Source organism: Novacetimonas cocois (assembly GCF_003311635.1).
GTDB classification, from domain to species: domain Bacteria; phylum Pseudomonadota; class Alphaproteobacteria; order Acetobacterales; family Acetobacteraceae; genus Novacetimonas; species Novacetimonas cocois.
In genome coordinates, this window is the sequence record NZ_QEXL01000010.1 from 47,770 (window position 1) to 63,584 (window position 15,815).

Annotated in this window: 17 protein-coding genes and 1 tRNA gene; 12 read left to right on the forward strand and 6 right to left on the reverse strand. The window is 62.3% G+C overall.

Annotated elements, in window-relative coordinates:
* Positions 1–33: 33 nt before the first annotated feature.
* Positions 34–2,349 (reverse strand): TonB-dependent receptor, encoded by a 2,316-nt coding sequence (locus NJLHNGOC_RS08645; protein WP_113596034.1) that lies wholly within the window; start codon positions 2,347–2,349, stop codon positions 34–36.
* 163 nt (positions 2,350–2,512) lie between these two features.
* On the reverse strand, positions 2,513–2,932 hold the full coding sequence (locus NJLHNGOC_RS08650; RefSeq protein ID WP_113596035.1) for an Lrp/AsnC family transcriptional regulator: 420 nt from the start codon (positions 2,930–2,932) through the stop codon (positions 2,513–2,515).
* 130 nt (positions 2,933–3,062) lie between these two features.
* On the opposite strand from NJLHNGOC_RS08650, the gene NJLHNGOC_RS08655 reads away from it, so the two are divergent.
* Complete coding sequence (locus NJLHNGOC_RS08655; protein ID WP_113596036.1) at positions 3,063–4,103, forward strand: ornithine cyclodeaminase; 1,041 nt, start codon at positions 3,063–3,065, stop codon at positions 4,101–4,103.
* Positions 4,100–5,041 carry a citrulline utilization hydrolase CtlX gene (gene ctlX / locus NJLHNGOC_RS08660; RefSeq protein WP_113596037.1) on the forward strand — a complete coding sequence of 314 codons (942 nt, stop codon included), beginning with the start codon at positions 4,100–4,102 and terminating at the stop codon, positions 5,039–5,041. The genes NJLHNGOC_RS08655 and ctlX overlap by 4 nt, the downstream gene beginning before the upstream one ends.
* Before the next feature lie 121 nt (positions 5,042–5,162).
* Here ctlX and NJLHNGOC_RS08665 read toward each other — a convergent pair whose 3' ends face one another.
* Together NJLHNGOC_RS08665 and NJLHNGOC_RS15925 are read right to left on the reverse strand one after the other, a co-directional pair.
* Positions 5,163–5,510, reverse strand: a complete 348-nt coding sequence (locus tag NJLHNGOC_RS08665; RefSeq protein WP_113596038.1) for a hypothetical protein — start codon at positions 5,508–5,510, stop codon at positions 5,163–5,165.
* Positions 5,511–5,577: 67 nt separating this feature from the next.
* The gene (locus tag NJLHNGOC_RS15925) at positions 5,578–5,733 is read right to left on the reverse strand and encodes a hypothetical protein (protein WP_165837893.1); all 156 of its coding nucleotides are present in this window, start codon (positions 5,731–5,733) and stop codon (positions 5,578–5,580) included.
* A 1,120-nt stretch (positions 5,734–6,853) separates the two neighbouring features.
* Here NJLHNGOC_RS15925 and NJLHNGOC_RS08670 point away from each other — a divergent pair.
* Both NJLHNGOC_RS08670 and NJLHNGOC_RS08675 read left to right on the forward strand, forming a co-directional pair.
* The gene (locus NJLHNGOC_RS08670) at positions 6,854–8,215 is read left to right on the forward strand and encodes a Hint domain-containing protein (protein WP_165837894.1); all 1,362 of its coding nucleotides are present in this window, start codon (positions 6,854–6,856) and stop codon (positions 8,213–8,215) included.
* A gap of 197 nt (positions 8,216–8,412) precedes the next feature.
* A complete protein-coding gene (locus tag NJLHNGOC_RS08675; RefSeq protein ID WP_206059744.1) occupies positions 8,413–9,159 on the forward strand; it encodes an HNH endonuclease in 747 nt (248 codons plus the stop codon).
* Between the two features lie 93 nt (positions 9,160–9,252).
* Here the strand turns inward: NJLHNGOC_RS08675 and NJLHNGOC_RS08680 are convergent.
* Positions 9,253–9,338 (reverse strand) — tRNA-Tyr (locus NJLHNGOC_RS08680).
* Positions 9,339–9,447: 109 nt separating this feature from the next.
* Here NJLHNGOC_RS08680 and rlmB point away from each other — a divergent pair.
* From rlmB to NJLHNGOC_RS08705, 8 genes are all read left to right on the forward strand, one after another.
* Positions 9,448–10,323, forward strand: coding sequence for a 23S rRNA (guanosine(2251)-2'-O)-methyltransferase RlmB (gene rlmB / locus NJLHNGOC_RS08685; protein ID WP_113596041.1), 876 nt, complete (start codon positions 9,448–9,450; stop codon positions 10,321–10,323).
* A 156-nt stretch (positions 10,324–10,479) separates the two neighbouring features.
* Entirely contained in the window at positions 10,480–10,845 is a 366-nt protein-coding gene (locus tag NJLHNGOC_RS08690) for a RidA family protein (protein ID WP_113596042.1), read from the forward strand.
* Between the two features lie 63 nt (positions 10,846–10,908).
* On the forward strand, positions 10,909–11,931 hold the full coding sequence (locus NJLHNGOC_RS08695; protein WP_239021428.1) for an SDR family oxidoreductase: 1,023 nt from the start codon (positions 10,909–10,911) through the stop codon (positions 11,929–11,931).
* A gap of 192 nt (positions 11,932–12,123) precedes the next feature.
* Positions 12,124–12,300, forward strand: a complete 177-nt coding sequence (locus NJLHNGOC_RS15665) for a hypothetical protein (RefSeq protein WP_206059745.1) — start codon at positions 12,124–12,126, stop codon at positions 12,298–12,300.
* A 136-nt stretch (positions 12,301–12,436) separates the two neighbouring features.
* On the forward strand, positions 12,437–12,589 hold the full coding sequence (locus tag NJLHNGOC_RS15930; RefSeq protein WP_165832059.1) for a hypothetical protein: 153 nt from the start codon (positions 12,437–12,439) through the stop codon (positions 12,587–12,589).
* A 186-nt stretch (positions 12,590–12,775) separates the two neighbouring features.
* Positions 12,776–13,210: a CHRD domain-containing protein gene (locus NJLHNGOC_RS08700; protein WP_165837895.1), complete on the forward strand. Its 435-nt coding sequence runs from the start codon at positions 12,776–12,778 to the stop codon at positions 13,208–13,210.
* Between the two features lie 18 nt (positions 13,211–13,228).
* On the forward strand, positions 13,229–13,384 hold the full coding sequence (locus tag NJLHNGOC_RS16150; protein ID WP_206059746.1) for a hypothetical protein: 156 nt from the start codon (positions 13,229–13,231) through the stop codon (positions 13,382–13,384).
* A gap of 14 nt (positions 13,385–13,398) precedes the next feature.
* Positions 13,399–13,857, forward strand: coding sequence for a hypothetical protein (locus NJLHNGOC_RS08705; RefSeq protein ID WP_239021429.1), 459 nt, complete (start codon positions 13,399–13,401; stop codon positions 13,855–13,857).
* A 223-nt stretch (positions 13,858–14,080) separates the two neighbouring features.
* Here the strand turns inward: NJLHNGOC_RS08705 and NJLHNGOC_RS08710 are convergent, their stop codons facing one another.
* Complete coding sequence (locus tag NJLHNGOC_RS08710) at positions 14,081–15,685, reverse strand: carbohydrate porin (protein WP_113596043.1); 1,605 nt, start codon at positions 15,683–15,685, stop codon at positions 14,081–14,083.
* Positions 15,686–15,815 lie beyond the last annotated feature (130 nt).

A 15,815-nucleotide genomic window follows, 5' to 3' on the forward strand; every position in this document is an offset into this window, starting at 1 on the left:
TCTTTACGATTTGCCCAAGGGCGCGCGGGGTCGTCAGAACCGCTGTGACAGGCCCGTCAGGATGGTGCGGCGCAGCCCGTATTGCGGTGCACCGACGCCAATCCCGCTGCCATCGCGCAGTTCATAGCGCCGGTCGAACAGGTTGATGACATCCAGCCGCAGCTGCGTGCGTTTCAGGAAGCTGACATGGAAAAGGTCCTGGAACGACTGCACCAGCGACAGGTTGAACGTCACGTATTGCGGAACCTTTGCCCCGTTGGGGATGGCGCCATCGGCACGCAGGCCGCTGCCATACACCATGGTGGCGGACAGGCGCGTCGGGTGCCCGGTCTGGTAAAACGCGGTATAGCTTCCCCCGGCGGAGGCGGTCCACCGCTGGTCATGGTCAAGGTGGATCCAGTGGTTGCGGATATAGGACAGGTCGGCGGGATCGAAATTCCACTGCGCGCTGGTAATGTCCTCCCCCATCGCGCGGGACCATGCGAAATTGCCGTAAACGGAAAAGGGACCATGGGTATAATCGGTGGCGAATTCGTAACCATGGGCCTTGCCCTTGCGGTAATTGAAGGCCGACAGGATGATGGGGGAACCGAACTGCCCTTCGTCGATCATGTTGCGCGCAAGCTTCAGATACGCGTCAAAGGACGCGTGCCATCCCGGCAGCAGCATCTGTGAAATGCCCGCGTCGAAATAATGGTCGCGCTCCGCCTTGACGGTGGTGTCCTGCAACGTGCCGGGTGCGGCCGAGGTATTGGCGAATTTGTCCAGCGACGTGCCCCCCACCAGTTCGAATGGCGGCGGGGTGAAGTACCGTGAATATCCCGCATGCAGCGTGCCGCCATGCCAGGGCTGCCACACGACGTTGATGCGCGGGCTGACCTGCTTGGAATGGGTGTATTCGTCCACGCCGTCAAAACGCAGGCCGTAATTGATCGTAAGGTTGCGCACCGGCTGCCACTCGTCCTGCGCATACAGGCCGTACATCCACCCGGTCCGGCCATTGCCGTCGTGAATGGTTTCGGTCGCGCCGCTGAAGATCGCGTTTCCGTCGCTGTCGGTCCCGGTCTGGGGATAGACGGTGGAATCCGTCTGCGACACCGTGCGTTCGACATAGGCCTGGTACCCGAAACGCACCGTATGGTGGGGGGCCGCGTGCCATGTCACGTCACTTTGCGATCCGGTGGACATCACCGATCGCTGCGCGTTCTGCGCGATGCCGTTATAGACAAGGTCCCCAAGCGGGTCGGGTGAATAGCCAAGCGAGCTGTAACGCGAGAAAACCGATGACTGCAGGCTAAAATTCCCGATTTCCTTCTGCAGCGACAGGATCGCGAAATCGGTGATTTCCTTCTGCCGTTCATTCAGGCTGGCGCTGTCGCCCGTGCCATAGACCTGCTGCGCAAGCTGGCTGTTGAGGAAGTCGGGGTTCGCAAACTGCCTCTGCTGTCCGGGATTGTTCGGAAGCTGGTAATAGGCGTTGGAAACCCCGGCGGTAAAGCTGATGCGCGTGGTGTCGTCAACCGTGTACCGCAGGTGGCCAAGGAAATGGTACTGGTTGCTCAGGTCATGCAGGGCATTGAACTTTGGGGTGGTGTTTTCGATGCCCACGCGGTCATGCACGAAATCGGCGGTGACGAAGTAATCCCACTTCCCATGACTTCCGCCATATTGCAGCGAGGGAAAGAAGTAATCCCGCGCCCCGCCATAGATCGAGACCTCGCCCCCCGGATCGGCGCTGCCGTCCTTGGTCGTGATGTCGATGACGCCCGCCTGCTGGAAGCCGTATTCGCTGGGCAGCGCGCCGGTCGTCAGCGACATGGAATGGGCAAAGCGCGTCATCAGCGTCTGCCCGAAGACGCTCAGCCCCTCGGGCAGCTGCACGCCATCGAGGCGGAACTGAACCTCGTTATGGTCGCCGCGGATGTGGATCTGCCCGTAACTGTCCTGCGCCACGCCCGGCGCCTGCAGCAGGACGGCGTTCATCGGGGCGTTGTCGCCACCGGGGATGGTTTCGATATCCCTGCGCGAAAAGCGGTAGGTGGTGGCCCCCGTCGCCGGCTGCAGGGCCGAACGCATGCGGTCCAGCCGCGCATTGACGTTAATATGTTCGCCCTTGCTGTCGGAAAAGCTGGTGACGGTCTGTTTCGGGTGCGTGGAGTGCTGTGCGTCGTCTGTGGGCTGCGCGTTGTCGGCGGGCTGTGCGCTGTCGAAGGAGGTACGGGCACCCTGGGGCGTGACGTCGGCGGCACGGGCCACGCCCGACAGCACGACCGGCAGGCATACCGTTCCCGCCAGCAGGCAGGACAGTGGCAGCGTGGAAAATGACAGGGCGCAACCGGAAACGTTCATTGTAAGGCCTGCGTTAGGGATCATGCGGAATGGCTTCTGCGACGCACCCTATGTGTAATGTTATACTATATCAATAGTACGATGAGAGGATCCTCCCGATTCATTGCGAAATCGTGACATGAAAGCCACACCATGCGCGGGCGGGATGAAGAGGAACGGCCCGTCAGACGGAACTCAGCATGATGCTGGTTTCGGAGTTTAGGACCCCGTCGATCGTGCGAACCTCGCGCAGGACGCGGTCGAAATCGCGCAGGTTGTCGGCCCGGATTTCCGCGATCAGGTCCCACGCCCCGTTCGTCGTGTGCAGGGTATGGAGTTCGGGCATGCCGCGCAGCTGGCGGATGATTTCGGTGGTGGATTTACCCGCCACCTCGATCAGCATGACGGCGCGGATTTCGTCATGTTCGCGCCGCGCGCGGATGGTGAAGCCAAGGATCGTCCCGCTGTCGAGCAGCCGGTCAAGGCGCGTCTGCACCGTCGCGCGTGAAATCCCCAGCGCGAGGGCAAGCTGCGCGATGGGCGCGCGCCCGTCCGCGCGCAGCAGGGCGATCAGTTTCCGGTCAGGGGCATCGGGCGTGTACATGCGGCGATCTGTAAGGCAGCGATGCGCAATATGAAAGGAATTTGGCCCGGATCATGATAATGTTGATATTCCCCCTGACATCCTGACAGGGCACGATTGCATGGAATGGCGATGATGGGGTGGGTGAAGCATGGTCCAGTATGTCGGCACGACCAATCTTGCCCGGCTGGTCAGGCATGTCGGGCTGGAGGCATTCCTGCGCGGGCTGGCCGGGTATATCGAGGACGATTTCCGCCGCTGGCCCCAATTCGAGAAGATACCCCGCCTTGCCAGCCATTCCGCCAGTGGCGTGATCGAACTGATGCCCACCAGCGACGGCGCGCTGTATGCGTTCAAGTATGTCAACGGCCACCCGTGCAATACCGCCGCCGGGCTGCAGACGGTCACGGCGTTTGGCGTCCTGTCGGATGTCGCGACGGGCTATCCGCTGCTGCTGTCGGAAATGACGCTGCTGACGGCGCTGCGCACGGCGGCGACATCGGCGCTGGTGGCGCGCAGCCTTGCGCGGCGCGGGTCGCGGGTCATGGCGATGATCGGGCTGGGCGCGCAGTCGGAATTCCAGGCGATGGCGTTCCGGGCGCTGACGGATGTGCGCCGCCTCCAGGTCCATGACACCGACCCGGCCGCGGCGCGCAAGTTCATGCGCAACATGGCCCGTGCGGGGATGGAGGTCACACTGATGCCCACCAGCACCGGCGCCGTGATGGGGGCGGACATCATCACCACGATCACGGCGGACAAGCAGCAGGCGACGGTCCTGTCGGACAACATGGTCGGCCCCGGCGTCCACATCAACGCGGTGGGCGGTGACTGCCCCGGCAAGACGGAGCTGCAGCCCGGGATCCTGTCGCGGGGCCGGGTGTTTGTGGAACTGCCGGAACAGACACGCGTGGAGGGGGAGATCCAGCAGATGCCCGATGATTTTCCCGTCACGGAAATATGGCGGGTCCTGGCCGGGCACGAACCGGGGCGCGTATCGGACCACGACATCACCATCTTTGATTCCGTGGGATTCGCGACCGAGGATTTTTCCGCCCTGCGTTATGTCCGCGACGGCGTGGCAGGAACGGATTTCTGTGCCGACATCGACCTTCTGACAGCGCCGCGCGATCCGCGCGACCTGTTCGGGCTGCTTGACCTTCATGAACCAGAGGCAGGGAATTCCATATGAAAACAATGTCCGTGCAGGCCCCCCGGGGCGTGGTGATGATCCGTCCGCATCATTTCCACCCCAACCCCGAAACCGAATCCGACAACGCGTTCCAGTCCCGCGACGCCACCCGCACGGCCGAACGTATCGCGGCTCAGGCCCATGCCGAGGTCACGCAGGTCGCGCAGCGCCTGCAGGATGCGGGCGTCAGCGTGCACATGTTCGAGGACGAAGGCCGCCAGACGCCGGATTCCGTCTTTCCCAACAACTGGTTTTCAACCCATGCGGGCGGGCATGTCGCGCTGTACCCGATGTTTTCGCCCAGCCGCCGCCGCGAACGGCGCAGCGACATCATAGAGATGCTCAAGCACCGGTATCGGGTGCAGGACGTGATCGATTATTCCGGGCTGGAACAGGACAATGTCTTCCTTGAGGGCACGGGGGCTATGGTCCTCGACCATATCGAACGCGTGGCCTATGCCGCGAAATCCAACCGCACCAACGAAGTCGCGCTGGAGCGGTTCTGTACCCACTTCAATTTCGAACCCATCGTGTTCGACGCGGCGGATGCGGCCGGCCGCCGCATCTATCACACCAATGTCCTGATGTGCATCGGCACCGGTTTCGCGATGGTAAGCCTGTCGTCCATTACCGATCCCACGCGCCGGGCGGAAATCGCGCAGCGCCTGTGCGATAACGGACGTGAACTGGTGGACCTGTCGCATGAACAGGTGGCTCAATTCGCGGGCAACGCCATTGAACTGGCGGGACGGGACGGGCCCGTGCTGGCGCTTTCGCGTCGGGCATGGGCGTCCCTGACCCCGTCGCAGCAGGCGGTGATCGAACGGTTTGCCCATGTCCTGGCGCTGGAGGTTCCGACGATCGAACTGGCGGGCGGTTCGGTGCGCTGCATGCTGGCGGGAATTCACCTCACCCCGCGCCCGCGCAACGCCTTGTAAATCCCAGGAAAGTTTTTGGTGAAGCTTTTTGCAAAAAGCTTCACAAGGACGCTGCCTTTTTAGGGAAAAGGCGGCACCCAAAAACTTCTTATGACTTTATCGGCCGGTTATGTGCTCCCTTTCAGGGGGCTTCGGGTGGCGGGGGCTGGCTTTCCGGTCGGGACGGGGATGCGCCTGTCGTGGCGGGCGGTGTCGCGCGGGGCGCGCTTTCGGTCGCGGGCAGGCGCGGCAGCGGATGGGTCGGTTTGGCGGGCAGTGGCTCCGTCTTGCGCGAATAGGGCTGGAGCCGTTGCAGGGCCGAGGGGGAATCGTCGCCCGGGCGGTCCACGCTGGGGTCGTTGGGGTGTTTCTGCGCCCATGCCGGGGCCATCCCGCCCGCAAGCGACAGGCACGACAGCACGAGGACGGTTACGGCCGGCCAGCCCGTGACCGGACGGCGGACCGAAGAGTGCACGCGAACATGTTGCATGACGTGATATCCACAAAAAACCTGAATGGCATCATGATATCCGGCACGTCAGGGGCTGCGGGTGGTGTCACTCCGTCGGGCAGGGCGGGGCGCTGCCATCGGCGCAGACGACTTTCGATCCCTGCGGCACCACGATGACCGTCCGGTCATGCGTATCGTCGCTGCCGCACCCGGCAAGGGACAGCGCCATGCCCATGGGCAGGAGAATAAGCGCAAGAGGCAAGGACTGTCTTCTGCGGGTCCGCATCATGGGCGAGTCTCCCGATTCCCTGGCGTTCGTATGTCAGGATTTCCCTGTCATGGCGATATCGCATCAGGCCGGCAACAGTTCCGGCGCATGTCGGGACAGGCCGGAACCGCCCGGTCCGGGGTCGTGGAATTTCGACCGGATGGTCCCAAAAATGTTTCAAAAGATTGCCTGCGGGTGGCCTGTTGATAAAAACGACAGGCGTTTTGGGGGTGGCCTTTCGTTCAGGAAGGCGACGTTTTTTGAAGCTTTTTGTAAAAAGCTTCACCAAAAACTTCTTCCCGGATGTTCCCGGTGCGTTGGCACCAGACCGGCATGCGTAAATATTCATGCGGGATGATATGGAGATTTTCTAATTGTATCCGGGATGTATTCCTATATACCAAAAATATATATTTCGTTTATATTTATAGTATCCAAAAAATATTCTGAAAATATTTTCGTAAAAATCCTGCTTCAAGAAAATACCCTGACAGGATTCCCTGAGTCTTCAGGGAAGGGGAGTTGTTCTTGCAAGGATTTTATTAACCGGATAAGTATGAGAACAGAGTATGGCAAAATGATGGCCTGTTGATGTGCTGTGCCTCATGCCGTGTCGTGTGGCTGTATGCCGGGAGTTGTCCGTTCTATCTGTCGGAATACTTTCACCTTCGCGATGAACTATAATAACAATACTGTCAGGTTTTTTATGAAGACTATGCCTAATCTTCAGTAATGGCGGAGCTGGGCACGTTCCATGTTCCGAAAATTTCACAATACTTGCAGGCGACAGAATCACGTCTTGCCCATGTTCCGGGGCAGGGAGCGGCAGGGAAAATTCATCACGCAATATATTACATAATATATGCAGCGGGATCAGTCATACGAAATAATAATAAGCGTTATCTAATAAAATGGTTGCATAACTCATTGAACATGCAACCTGTCCGCTCTATCTCGTTACAATAGATACAAATCCTTACATTAAAATTAACGCAAATAAAAACGCGCTGTATCCAAGGAATCGAAACCAGTCATGAGTGGATCCGTAGTATATACCGCATCAGGCGGTCAGCTTTTTTCAGTAAACGAGTCCGTGCCGTCAGCTGGCAACAGCATGACCTTTACGCCGCAGTTCAACTCGGACACGACTGGCGCGACCACCCTGACGTTCACCAGTACCTCGACGCCCGGTACGTTCCAGGTGAATGCCACTTATGTCAATTATGACGGGCATGGTGATACCACCACCAATAACCTGGGCAATTTCAGCTCCACGAATTTCCAGAGCGCGAACGGCATTGTCCTGACCTCCGCCTCTGACGGCGGTACCTATTATCTGGCGGGCACCTCGACCGCCGCGACGCCGACCCAGATCACGGTTACCAATAATTCGGGGCAGACGTTTGACAACGGTGCGCTCAGCACCACGGTTGTCGCCTGTTTCGTGTCCGGCACGCGCATCGCCACGCCTGCGGGCGAGGTTGCGGTGGAAGAGCTGGCGGAAGGCGATCTGGTGATGACCGCCTCGGGCGAGGCGCGTCCCGTGCGCTGGGTCGGCCACAGCCGCGTGCGTTGCGGCATTCCGGCCGATGGCGCGGCGCACCGCATGTGGCCGGTGCGCATCGCCGCCCACGCCTTTGCGCCGAATGTGCCGGAACGCGACGTATTCGTCTCGCCGGGGCATTCCATCGCCGTGCGAGTGATGGACGAGGTGTTCATCCCCGCCGGAGAACTGATCAACGGTGCGACCATCGCGCAGGTCCCGTGTGAGGACGTGTCCTACTGGCATGTCGAACTCGACAGCCATGACGTGCTGCTTTCCAGCGGCCTGCCGAGTGAGAGCTATATCAACGTTGGCAACCGCGCCACCTTCACCATTGGTGAAGGGAACGTGGACCCCGTGCATGATGCCGCGACGCTGGCGGATTATGCCCGCCCGTTCGTCAATGTCGGCCCGGTGGTGGACGCGGTCCGCGCCCGCCTGTCAGACCGTGCCGAACAGATGGGCTGGGGCATGACACACGACATGGACGTGCACCTGGTGGTCGATGGGCAGCGCGTGGACGCGGACGTGGATGGCGATCGCGCCTGCTTCATCTTCCCGGCCACCGCACGGACGGTACAGCTTGTTTCCCGTACCTTCCGCCCGAGCGAATGGGCCGCCACGAGCGACGTCCGTGCGCTGGGTCTGTGTGTCGATGGCCTGCGCATCAGCGACGGCCTGCGCTGTGACATGGCGCTTGCGCTGAATGACCCGCGTCTGGAAACGCTCTTTCATGCGGAAGAAGCGCAGGCGGACTGCGGATGGTGCTGGACCAAGACGGTCGCGACCCTGCCGGCGGAGCTGTGGGCGGACTGCCGTTCGTATGTCATGTTCAGCCTCGATTTCCGTCCGGAAGCCAGCCGCGCCTGGGTTGCGCCGCAGTCTGTGGCGGACGTGGAGCAGGCGCCGCACCATCTGCGTATCGTGGCGTAAAAGCCTTCTGAATAACGAAGAGGAAACCTGCTGCAGGTTCTCCCTTCGTCTTTTCGGTGGAACCCCGGCAATTCATGTTGCCGGGGTTTTTGCGTTGTGCTGACCCATCGTGTCAGACAGGGCGCAAAGGGAAAGGGGCTGGTTTTCGCCAGTTTCTCTTATTAGCCTGTATTTCCAGATTTTACGGGGGCTTTGGTGTGGCGGAAACGAAGCGTAATCCACCGTGGACACGTGACGAATTGATTCTTCTGCTTGAACTTTATCATGAGTTGGAGGGTGGATGGCCACGGGTAGGAGATCCACGTGTTGCGGCCCTAAGTAACCTCCTCAACAGTTTTTGGCGTTCCCAAGGATTCGATGGCGCTACGTTGCGCAATGACAATGGTATCCGCATGAAGCTTATGAATCTGCGTGCTCATGATCCTGCCTATGCCAATCGGGCGGGATTAAAGGCAGGCAATCGGTTGGAATTGGAAGTATGGAAAGATTTTGAGGAAAAGCCGCAATATCTGAAAGAAACAGCCCACGCCATACGCCGTGCCATTGAGGAAAAACTACTCTCCTCGGCTGACCAAGAGCATGACGGGACAGTAGATTTTGAGGAAGTCGAAGCATCAGAGGGACGCGTTCTTACGATGCTGCATCATGGTCGCGAACGATCAAGAAAAATTATCCAGGCGAAAAAGAAGCATGTTCTAGCAAAAACGGGACGCCTAGCGTGCGAAGCATGCGGCTTCGATTTTGCGGAGCGGTATGGCGAACGGGGCCACGGATTCATCGAGTGTCATCATATCCGCCCCCTGTCAGAACTGCCTGACGAGACGAAGACACGTCTGGATGACCTGGCCCTTGTCTGTGCCAACTGTCACCGCATGATCCATGCCCAACGTCCCTGGCTTGACATTGATGCGCTTGCCCGGCTGCTGGACAGGTCTGATGCATGAGGCCTCCCGGCGGTCCGGGGCGGACAATATACAAAAAAACGCCGAAAACCGGCGCTTCGACGCAGCATGATATATCAGGAAAAAGAAAAACCCTGGTGGAGGGAGTTGGATTCGAACCAACGTAGGCGTACGCCAGCGGATTTACAGTCCGCCCCCTTTAGCCACTCGGGCATCCCTCCGGGTTGATGGCGTGGATAATCATTCGTTGCCGGGGTGTCAATGCCCCTGACCAAAAAGGGCGCGAGAATTACGGATGACGCGCGGCGTGGTTATGCCTAAAACCCCCGCATGAACATGCGTCCTTCCCGCCGTCGCCCGGGCCGCCCCGTGGGGGCATCCGATTCGTCGCCTTCCGCTGCTCCTGCCGTCCCGGCCACCCCGTCGCGTGGCCGTCGGCCCGCGCCCGACCGGGGGGCGGAACGTGGTGGCCGGGCGGAGGTCGCGCCGCGCGGGACATGCTGGCTGTATGGCACGCACGCGGTGGTGGCCGCGCTGTCCAACCCGCACCGCAGGCTGCGCCAGCTGCTGGTGACGGGCGAGGCGCAGGCAACGCTGGAGGCACGGGTGGAAGGCGGCCTTCCGATCCAGCCGCAGCGGGTGGATCGCGCGCGCATCGACGCCATCTGTGGCCGCGACGCCGTGCATCAGGGGGTCGCCCTGCTGGCGGACCTGCTGGAGGTTCCGGCGCTGGAGGATATTGTCGAACGTCCCGGCCCCGTCCTGCTGCTGGATCAGGTGACGGACCCGCGCAATATCGGGGCGATCCTGCGTTCGGCGGCGGCCTTTGGCGCGGCGGCGGTCGTCGTGCAGGACCGCAATGCGCCGGAGGAAACCGGCGCGCTGGCCAAGGCCGCGTCCGGCGCGCTGGAGGTCGTGCCGCTGGTGCGCGTGGTCAACCTGTCGCGCACGATCGACGCGCTGAAATCCCACGGCATGTGGACGGTGGGGCTGGACGCGGGGGGCGGCATCCTTGACGGCGCGTCCTTCCGGCAGCGGCGCGTGGCCCTGGTGCTGGGGGCGGAGGGCGCGGGCCTGCGCCGCCTGACGCGCGAACATTGCGACGAAATCGCGGGCCTTGCGATGTCGGGCGATATGGAAAGCCTCAACGTCTCCAACGCCGCTGCCGTCGCACTGTATGAAATGTCGCGCCCGCGGGGGGAATGACATCCCGGGCGTGGGTTTCACAACAAATCATTGATAAACATACAAAAGTTTTTGGGTGCCGCCTTTTCTCTAAAAAGGCGGCGTCTTGTGAAGCTTCTTGCAAAAAGCTTCACCAAAAACTTCTTTCTCTTTCTCTGAACACCAAGGAGACGCCACATGTCGATCAAACGCCTGCAGCCCGAGGCACGCCTGACGGGCGCGGTGGTGCATAACGGCCTTGTCCACCTTGCCGGGCAGGTCGCCGATGACCCGGACGCCGATGCCGAGGGGCAGGCCGCCGATATCCTGCGCCAGGTCGATGCCCTGCTGGCGGAGGCGGGCACGGACAGGAGCCGCCTGATTTCCATGCAGATTTTCCTTGCCGACATGGGCGACATGGCGGCGATGAACCGGGCGTGGGATGCGTGGCTGGACACGGCGAACAAGCCCGCCCGCGCCACGGTGGAGGCACGGCTGGCCGATCCGCGCTGGCGGGTGGAAATGACCGGAATCGCCGCCCTGCCGCCCGTCGCACGGACGTAGGAGGCAACCCCGGGGCGCGGGGGCTGTTATGTTGGGACGATACATGACAGGAGACGACGCCCCATGGCCGACGATATCAGTTCCCCCCCTTCTTCGCGTCGCAACGTGCTTCAGGGCATGGCGGCAGGCCTTGTCACTGCCGCAGCGGCGGCACCTGCGGCGGCGGATGCCGCCGACAGTCCCGGTGACGCGGCCCCCACGGCGGCGCCGCTGGTCAATCCCGAAACCCGGTACCCCCGTCCCCCTTTCCCACGACAGTCCCAGCCCTGGCCCGGCCTCGCGGGGAAGATGGACCCGCGTCCCGACCACGGGGAAAAAAGCTATCGCGGTTCAGGCCGTCTGGCAGGGCGCAAGGCGCTGATCACCGGCGGCGATTCGGGTATCGGGCGGGCGGCGGCCATCGCCTATGCGCGTGAGGGGGCGGATGTCGCCATCGCCTACCTGCCGCAGGAGGAACCCGATGCAAAGGAAGTCATCGCCCTGATCCGCGAGGCCGGGCGCAAGGCGGTGGCAATTCCGGGCGACCTGCGTGACGAACAGTACTGCAAGGATCTGGTGGCGAAGGCGCATGCGGAGCTGGGCGGGCTGGACATCCTTGTCAGCAATGCGGGGCGGCAGGTGCATCAGGCATCCATCGTCGACATCACCACGGAACAGTTTGACGAGACGTTCCGCACCAACATCTATGCCCTGTTTTTCCTTGCCCGCGCGGCGATCCCGCTGATGCCGCCCGGCAGCGCGATCATCGCGACCGCGTCGGTCAACGCCTTCAGCCCGTCGGAAATCCTGCTGGATTATTCCGCGACCAAGGGCGCGATCGTGGCGCTGGTCAAATCGCTGGCGAAGCAGATGGTGCACAAGGGGATCCGTGTCAACGCCGTCGCCCCCGGCCCGTTCTGGACCGCGCTGCAGGTCAGCGGCGGACAGACGCAGGACCATATCCACCAGTTCGGGGCCGAAACCCCGATGGGCCGCGCGGGACAGCCCGCCGAACTGGCCCCGGTCTATGTGCTCCTCGCCTCGGCGGAGGCAAGCTACATCACCGGGCAGGTCTATGCCGCATCGGGCGGCACCGGCGTGGGATAGGAAACCGTCTGAAAACAGACTGTCGGTAAACGGATAGAAGTTTCTGGGTGTCGCCTTTTTTCCAAAAAGGCGACGTCCCTGTGACGTTTCCAGAGAAAAGGCGTCCCCAGAAAACTGTCATTGATCAGAAACTGTCATTGATCCCGGGACATTATCGAACCTGCCATGACCAAATGGCCCCCAAGGCACGTCATGCGCCAGCATGGCGCGGCATCGGGGCTTTCGCATCGCCGCGCATGCTGGCACACAGGGGGCATGCGTTATGTCCTGATAATCTGCGTGATGCTGCTGGCGGCGATGTTCTGCTACATGGTCCTTGACATGGCGATGCAGACGGGCCGCGACGTCGCCAATTCGCATCCGTGGTGAACCGCCCGCCGCCCCTGTATGCCACCCCTGCCGCGTGCTGCACAAAAGTAATATTCCCGCCATCATTTCATCACAGCCGCGCCTGACGATCGCGATCATGACGACGCGCAACAGGGACGGATGAACGGGGATGGACATGGGCACGATGGCAATGGCGGTGGCATTGGTGGCGGGTATCGGGCTGGGCCGTGCGTGCGCGCTGCTGTCGCGCGCGCCGGGCCGGCGGCATGCCGGGTGGATGGCGCGTGAAATGGCGGCGCTGGAACGGCCGCGCCCGCTGGATATCTGATCACGATATCGGGTCATGGGCCCGTGGCAGGGGGCAGAATCGTGATTCGGGTTGCGCGGGGCCGCATTTTCGGCATCTGATGGATGGCGCACCATCCCCGCGCGGGACAGGGGTGCCGCGTTCCGTTCCCGTTGCGGGATGCGTGGAATAACAGGGCGGTCAACGCCCATGACGGAGAAAGCGCTGATGTTGCGTTCATCCATCCTGCCCGCGATGGGGCTGGGCTGTGCCATCACGGTGGCCGCCATTGCCCCGGCACAGGCCCGCAGTGTTCATATATCGGGGCAGTTCGCGACCGAACATGGCGCGACCACCACGCCGTCGGGCGGGGTGATGGCATGGCTCAATCCCAAGACCAACCTCGTGACCTATACGATCAAATGGACGGGGCTGAGCGGCAAGGTCACGGCGATCCATTTCCACGGCCCCGCCGCCCCGGGGCAGGAGGCCGACGTGCTGGCCCCGGTGGAGGGGCCATATGTCTCTCCCCTGCGCGGGTCGGTGCTGCTGTCGTCGGAACAGGCGCACGCCCTGATGACGGGACAGGTCTATGTCAACCTGCATACCGATGCCTATCCCAATGGGGAGGCACGGGCACAGCTTTCGGCGCAGTCACGGTGAACGCGGCACGGCAAACGGATGAAACTGCAGGCGGAACAATCCGCTTCGCGTTTCGCGGATTACATGTATGATATCGCATATCCGCATGGCCCGGACCGGATTGACCCACTCCCCGTGCGCGTTTCCAGGCTGGTGGCCTACCACCAGCTGAAACTGTCGGGCGACACCGCGTGAAGAAGGAGTTTACGTTGCGTCTTGCATCTGTTGCCGCCCTTTCGGCCGTCGCTGTTCTGCCTGCCCTCTTTCCCGTTCATGCCCATGCCGCCCCGGCCACCGACGCCCTTGGCGAACGCACGGGCGAGGTCGTCTTCACCCTGTCGGCCGCCGACCTTGGCGCGGGCATGTCATGGGGAAAGGGAACCCTGACATTCCAGGGACATACCTATAATTTCGGCATTCGTGGCGGGTCCGGCGCGGCCATCGGGTTTTCACACATCCATGCGAAGGGGACCGTCTTCAACCTCTATCGCGCGCAGGATCTGGAGGGTACGTACTGGTCCGTCCAGGGGGAGGCCACGATGGGCGCGGGCACGGGCGGCGCGGTCATGGAAAACAATAACGGCGTGCGGATCAAGTTCACCTCCCGCAGTACGGGCGCGCGGCTTGCCTTCTCGGTGGAACGTCTGACCATTCGCCTGCGCAACTAGAACCCGCACGTGCCAGAACTGGGGCGTTTCCCCCCGGTTCCGGCTGTTTCCGATCCGGTGATATCGGGGGCTGCCTGACAAGGCGGGCTCAATAATACCCTGAAACCATAGAAGTTTCCGGGTGTCGCCTTTTTTCAGAAAGGCGACGTCTTTCGAAGCTTTCTGCAAAAAGCTTCACCAAAAAAACTGTCATGTCTTTTATCAGCAGTCTTCAGGCATCCCCTCAGAAGGTGACGTTCGTGTGGATTCCGAAGACCGCTTCGTCGCCTACCCGGTGGGGGGTGGCGTAACGCGGGTCCTGCACGTCGCCCGAAGGGTGCCAGACGTACTGGAAATCGGGCTGCAGCACCAGCCAGGGCGTCACCTGCGCCTGATAGGTCAGTTCCAGATGGTTCTCGCTTCCCTGCTTCATGGTGTGGGACGCGCGGTCATAATCGCGCATGCCCGGACTGGCCCGCCCGATGCCCCAGCCCAGTCCCACCGTGTCGTTGTCGCGTCCCCTGAACGGGGCCTTGAGGTTGACGCCCGCGTCGATGGCAAAGCTGATGAGGTTGCGGTCACCGCCATTGCCGGTGGCGCGTGCGAAGACCCCCACCGACTGCGGCGAGGTCAGTGACGGCCGCCACAGCATCTGGTCGATGATGCCATAGATCAGCCAGTTCCCCCGGTCCCACCGTGGCGTGGTATCGCCCCCCGCCAGCACCGCGCCCCCCAGCGATCCCCCCTGCGTGTTGTAGCGGTAGTCGGGGAATTTCGCCGTGTCGTAATACCCGCCAAGCTTGTACACCCCTGGCAGGCCGGGATTTTTCGTGGCGTGCGCCATGTCGGCGGGCTGCGGGTTGAGCGCGTATTGCAGTTCGGTGATCAGCAGCGCGCCGGTGCCCATGTTGAACCGGGTGCCGCTGCCGTCATTGGTGGTCTGGCTTGTCGGGTCGGCCGTATTGCCGCCGTTCTGGATGGTGAAGGAGTCCCGCCGGTTGCCTGGCGGGTTGTCGTCCGCTGCGGCGAACATGAAGGTAAAGGCGTCGGTCGGCCGGTAACGCAGCCGGACCGCGGGGGAGGCCAGCGGCCATGACGGGCCGCCCGCATACAGGTTGAGCGACGGCCCCATCGGCCAGCCGAAATTGGCGTTGAGGTAGAGCGACCCGTAATCGCTGATGAGGAATTCGGTATCGAGGTCCTGCTGCCCGACCTTGACGTCGAGCTTCCCGTTCAGGAAGGACTGCTGGTACCACAGCTCGAACAGGCGGGTGGAACGGTCGGCCTCGAACCCGCTGACGGGGTTGTAGTCGTAAAGATGGTCCTGCGAAATCGAACGGCCGCGCGTCTGCAGCGCGCTGACATTGAACAGCCCGCCCCTCAGCCCGAACAGCTTTTCAAGGTCCACCGTCAGGGTCGGCGCGGTCACCGCGTCATAGGCCGGGCCGGTGCCCGACCCGCTGCCGGCGTCGTTGCCGCTGGGCGCGCCGCCGGTCGCGTTGCCCCACAGCTCCTCCACGTCCTGAAGGCCGAAGGTGATGCCATGTTTGTACAGCCACGGCCGCAATCCGCCCATGTTGCCCAGCAGGTTGCCGCTGGTATCCAGCGTGTCGACGTCCCCTTCCGCCGGGGCGGCGGTCGAATCGTGCACCGTCGCGGGATCGATCTGCGAAATCAGGGGGGTGGAATTGCCCAGCCGTGCGCGTCCCTGCGCAACCTGCGTGCGCGGGACCTGCGCATGGGCGGACACGCCCGGCGACGCAAGCACGCAGGCTGCGGCCGCCAGTATCGTCAGCAGGGCGGCGCGGGAAATGCCGCCGCGCGGGCAGGGGGGCAGGCGGCGGGTCATGGGCGCGGTTTCACCTCTGGCGTGTCCCGGCGGCTGGCATGGCGGGCAGGGACCCGATGGCCGCCGCGCATTTTCCGGCGGCGGTGCCAGGGGCGCCGGAACGTCTCCTGTGATGCGCGGGCAGGGCGGG